This window comes from Hymenobacter sp. (assembly GCF_036387835.1).
GTDB lineage: Bacteria > Bacteroidota > Bacteroidia > Cytophagales > Hymenobacteraceae > Hymenobacter.
The window spans coordinates 1-4,912 of the sequence record NZ_DASVSY010000077.1 but is presented as its reverse complement, the minus strand read 5'-3'; the positions used below and the strand labels follow the sequence as shown (position 1 = coordinate 4,912).

Below are 4,912 nucleotides of genomic sequence, written 5' to 3'. Positions count from 1 at the left end.
TGGCCCCTCGGGCGTGTACACTCAAATAAAGCAAGACGGGCAATTCGTGACGGTTGTGAAGTTGCAAGACGGGCTGCCGAACGCTACGCCAGAACTGCGGCAGCAGCTTATGCAGCAGCTGAATCTAACTCCCAACGACTTGCTGCTCGTGCTGCGCTCCGATGGCAGCGAGCCAGACCAAGGCACGGCGCAAGACTTGTACGACCAATACCTCTCCACCAACACGGCCGCCGTAGCCGACGTAACGTGGCAACCCATTCCCTAGTCCTCAAATAGCCCTGCGCAACAGCAACAAACAGCACGGCCTGGCAATTTGCCGGGCCGTGCTGTTTAGTTTCAAAAGGCTAGGCCTTGGCTCTCCGGTTGTTCTCGGCGGCATCCTCGTCTTCGTAGGGAAGGTTGGAGGAATGGGTTTGGGAGAACGGCACGTTTTGCGGAATGAAGTCGTCTTTGGCGCCGGGCTTGCTGTAGTCGTAGGGCCAGCGGTAGACGGCGGGAATGTCGCCGGGCCAGTTGCCGTGGCCGGGAATAATGGGCGTGGTCCATTCCAGGGTGTTGGATTTCCAGGGATTTTGGGTGGCCCGCCGCCCATAGAACATGCTGTACACGAAATTGAAGAGGAAAACGAATTGCCCGAACCACACCAGAATGGCGGCAATGGAGATGAACTTGTTGAGGTCGGCAAACTGGTTGAACATCTCGAAACCCGTCCAGGAGTAGTAGCGGCGCGGGAAACCGGCAATACCGATGTAGTGCATGGGCATGAACACGGCGTAGGCTCCAACAAATGTCGACCAGAAGTGGATGTAGCCGAGCTTCTCGTCCAGCATCCGCCCAAACATCTTCGGGAACCAATGGTACACCCCGGCAAAGAGCCCAAAAATGGCCGAGCTGGCCATTACCAGGTGGAAGTGCGCTACCACAAAGTAGGTGTTGTGCATCTGAATATCCAGCGCCGAATTGCCGAGCACAATGCCGGTCAGGCCCCCCGAAACAAACAGCGACACGAAGCCAATAGCATACAACATGGCCGTGGTGAAGCGGATATTGCCGCGCCAGAGCGTCGCCAGCCAGTTGAAGGTTTTCACGGCCGAGGGCACGGCAATAATGAGCGTCAGGAACATGAACACCGAGCCCAGGAACGGATTCATCCCCGTCACGAACATGTGGTGGCCCCATACCACAAACGAGAGCAGCGTAATGCCGAGCAAAGAGCCCACCATAGCCCGGTAACCGAAAATAGGTTTGCGGGCATTGGTGGCCATCACTTCCGACACAATGCCCATGGCGGGCATAATAACGATGTACACCTCAGGGTGACCTAGGAACCAGAACAAGTGCTGGAACAGAATCGGCGAGCCGCCCGTGTTGGGCAAGGCCTGCCCGGCAATGTAGATGTCGGACAAGAAGAAGCTCGTGCCGAAACTGCGGTCGAAGATGAGCAGCAGCGCCGCCGAAAACAGCACCGGAAACGCCAGTAGCCCCAGGATGGCCGTCAGAAAAAAGCCCCAGATAGTAAGTGGCAGCTTGCCCATGCTCATGCCGCGGGTGCGCAGGTTGATAACCGTGGTGATGTAGTTCACGCCGCCCAAAAGCTGCGAAATGATAAACAGTGCCATCGACACCAGCCACAGCGTCATGCCGATGCCTGAGCCCGGAATGGCCTGCGGCAAGGCGCTCAGCGGCGGGTAAATGGTCCAGCCGGCTGCCGCCGGGCCCGTTTCGGTGAAGATGGAAATAAGCATGATCAGGCTGGCCGTGAAGAAAAACCAATACGAGAGCATGTTCATAAAGCCCGAGGCCATGTCGCGGGCGCCGACTTGCAGCGGAATCAGAAAGTTGGAGAACGTGCCGCTCAAGCCCGCCGTCAGCACGAAGAACACCATGATGGTGCCGTGCATGGTAACCAGCGCCAGGTAAAATTCGGCGTTTAGCTTACCCGCCTCCACCCACTTGCCCAGGACGGGAACCAGCCAGGGAAACGTGGCCTCCGGCCAGCCCAGCTGCAAACGCATAATGCTGGAAAATGCGCCCCCGATAAAGGCCCAGAAAATGCCCGTAATCAGGAACTGCTTGGCAATTACTTTGTGGTCGGTGCTGAACACGTACCGAAACAGCCAGTGTTGGTCGTGGTTGTGGTCGTGGTCGTCGCCGTGGTCGTCAGCGAGGCCGTAATGGACATGCTCGGGCCGAGCTACGGCAACAATGTGCTCTACTTTGATACTTCCCCGGCTATGGTCGGCCGGGTTGTTTAGCGGGTTCGTGTTTGCATCCATAGCATTTTGCGGGTTGGTGGCGGCGTGGTTGTGGGCCCGGAAACTGTGCTTTCCGAACCCCTCCGAAATTGCGCAAACTCACCCAGGAATGCCTCAGCACAAATGCCCATTTCGCGGTGACAGACTACGTAATCCAACTCCGTATTCATCGTTCCCAATTCCATTCTGAAGCACAGCGCTAGGCTTTAAGCTATTGCGCCGCATGTAAAAGCTGACCCTTTCCGGCCAGCACCCACACTCCCTTACATTCTGTACCTATATTCTGTACCGCTCCTTTAAGAGCTTATCCGAATAGGGCTTGTCATTCCGACAAAGGAGGAATCTGAGTTAGCTCGTTGAACGATTTTAAATCAGATTCCTCCTTTGTCGGAATGACAAGCCCCATGCGGATAGGCTTTAGATAACTGCTGTTACGCACTGCTCATTCAGGCGGAGCCTCACCTCTAGCCCCGCCGGAACGAGCAGTAAACAAGCAAAGCCCACCGCCCCAATGGTAGGGCTGGTGGGCTTTGCATCAAAAAAGAGCTTATGGGGTTAGCTACCCGCAACTCAGTTCGCCGCTTCGGGGCGGTTGCGGCGCAACAGGCCGTCGATGCTCCAGATGCCGGGGCCGTGGGTCCAGATGTAAAGGAATACAAAGCAGTATATCACCGCGGGCTCGCCCTTGTTGACAATGGGGAGCAGGCCTCCGGGCGCGTGAGCCATAAAGTAGGCCACCGCCATAGTGCCGCTGCTTAAAAACGCCGCTGGGCGCGTCAGAAGGCCTAGAGCAATCAGAATACCGCCCGCAAACTCGATGATGCCAGCCACCCCCATCAACGAAGCTAGCTCGACTGCAGGCTTATCGCCGGGAACTCCGAACAGCTTCTGGCTGCCGTGCATAGCAAACAACACGCCCACCACTATGCGCAGTAAGGCAAAAGCGTACGGGGCAAAGCGGGCGACAGAGTTATTCATGGCAGTAAAGGCGACAGGTTTTGCGACAAGAAAATGACAGGTTGCGCTTGAAAACGATAAAGCAGCAAGGGAAGCAGGTAAGACCAAGACGACAAGCAACTTACTTCCTGCCACCTGCTCGCCTCTTTATTCCGGCAGCAGGTTTAGCGCTACTTCATTGCCTTGCTGAACAGCCAGGTCGCGGGCCGTGAGGCCGCGCACGTCGCGCAGGGTGGTATCGGCCCCGGCCTTCAGCAATACGGGCACCATGTTGTGGCGGCCGAAGAGCGTAGCAAACATGAGGGCGGTGCCGTCGTTGCCATTGCGGGCGTTGAGGTCGGCGCCGTGCTCGATGAGCAGTTGGGCAATTTCGGGGTAGCCTTTGAAGCTGACGCCCATCAGGGCGGTGTTGCCGCTTGCGTCGTGTACGTTGGGGTTGGCACCGGCTTCGAGCAGCAAGCGGGTGGCTTCGACGTGGCCGTCGTAGGCGGCAATAATGAGGGGCGTGAAGCCTTTGCCGTCCTGCGTGTTTACGTCGGCCCCCTCGGCTAGCAACGCTTGGAGCGTTTCTACATGGCCGCGGCGGGCGGCGTCAAACAGCAGGTCTTCGGGACGGGAAGAGGTGAAATTCATGGGTAAGCGGAAAAGTTTCTAGCAGTGATTCGCGGATAATACGGTAACCAGCGAAAATCGATTAGTTCTCTGGCCTTACTTGCCGCTCGCGGAAGAAGCACAGCTGAATCAGACAAATCGAGGGTTTGCGCGTTTAGTTGGTGGTTTATCCTAACACCCCTTTCCCCATGGATCTGCAACTCACCAATAAAGTAGCCTTGATTACCGGCTCCACGGCTGGCATTGGACTGGCCATTGCGCGCCGGCTGGCCGCCGAAGGCGCCGAAATCATTTTGACGGGCCGTACCGAAGCGCGCTTGCAGGAAGCGCAAACCGCTGTTTTAACTGAAACACCCGGCGCAACGGTGCGTGGCGTAGCCGTCGATTTCAGTCGTTCCGAGCAAGTAGACTACTTGCTACTGCAAGTGCCCACCGTGGATATCTTGGTCAACAACGTGGGCATCTTCGAGCCGAAGCCTTTCGCCGAAATACCCGACGAAGACTGGCTGCGGTTTTTCGAGGTGAACGTGCTGAGCGGCGTGCGGCTTTCGCGCCAGTACTTTCCGCAGATGCTGAAAAATAATTGGGGCCGCATCCTGTTCATCTCCAGCGAGTCGGCCCTCCAGATTCCCGAAGAAATGATTCACTACGGTACCACCAAAACCGCGCAGCTCGCCGTGGCCCGAGGCCTGGCCGAGCTTACCAAAGGCACGCAGGTAACGGTCAACTCAGTGCTACCCGGCCCCACGGCCTCCGAGGGCGTAGAGGAATTCCTACAGAAGATGTCGGCCGAAGGCAAAAGCCGCGAAGACGCCGAGCACGAATTCTTCCAGCATGCCCGCCCGTCGTCCCTGCTTCAGCGCTTCGCCACCACCGACGAAGTAGCCAACATGGTAGCCTACCTCGCCAGCCCCCTGGCCTCCGCCACCAACGGCGCCTCGGTGCGCGTTGACGGCGGCGTAATTCGCAGCATCGGGTAACTAGCTAAAGTACAACGACGCCAGAGGCTGTAGCGCGAGGCCGGCGCTTCTGTTGCAATAAATGACCTTACGCAGTTGGGTCGTTCTGACGGAGCCTCACCCCCTAGC

5 protein-coding genes are annotated in these 4,912 nt (G+C 57.4%); 2 read left to right on the top strand and 3 right to left on the bottom strand.

Annotated elements, in window-relative coordinates; genetic code table 11:
* Window positions 1-265, top strand: a 265-nt coding sequence (locus tag VF639_RS14925) for a hypothetical protein (protein WP_331146720.1), incomplete at its 5' end; no start/stop codon positions are given.
* 79 nt (window positions 266-344) lie between these two features.
* On the opposite strand, the gene VF639_RS14920 is transcribed toward VF639_RS14925, so the two are convergent.
* From VF639_RS14920 to VF639_RS14910, 3 genes are all read right to left on the bottom strand, one after another.
* Window positions 345-2,276, bottom strand: coding sequence for a cytochrome c oxidase subunit I (locus tag VF639_RS14920; protein WP_331146719.1), 1,932 nt, complete (start codon window positions 2,274-2,276; stop codon window positions 345-347).
* A gap of 549 nt (window positions 2,277-2,825) precedes the next feature.
* Window positions 2,826-3,233 carry a DoxX family protein gene (locus VF639_RS14915; protein WP_331146718.1) on the bottom strand — a complete coding sequence of 136 codons (408 nt, stop codon included), beginning with the start codon at window positions 3,231-3,233 and terminating at the stop codon, window positions 2,826-2,828.
* 126 nt (window positions 3,234-3,359) lie between these two features.
* Complete coding sequence (locus VF639_RS14910; protein WP_331146717.1) at window positions 3,360-3,845, bottom strand: ankyrin repeat domain-containing protein; 486 nt, start codon at window positions 3,843-3,845, stop codon at window positions 3,360-3,362.
* 167 nt (window positions 3,846-4,012) lie between these two features.
* Between VF639_RS14910 and VF639_RS14905 the strand changes: the two genes are divergently transcribed.
* Window positions 4,013-4,804, top strand: coding sequence for an SDR family NAD(P)-dependent oxidoreductase (locus VF639_RS14905; RefSeq protein ID WP_331146716.1), 792 nt, complete (start codon window positions 4,013-4,015; stop codon window positions 4,802-4,804).
* Window positions 4,805-4,912: the final 108 nt, after the last annotated feature.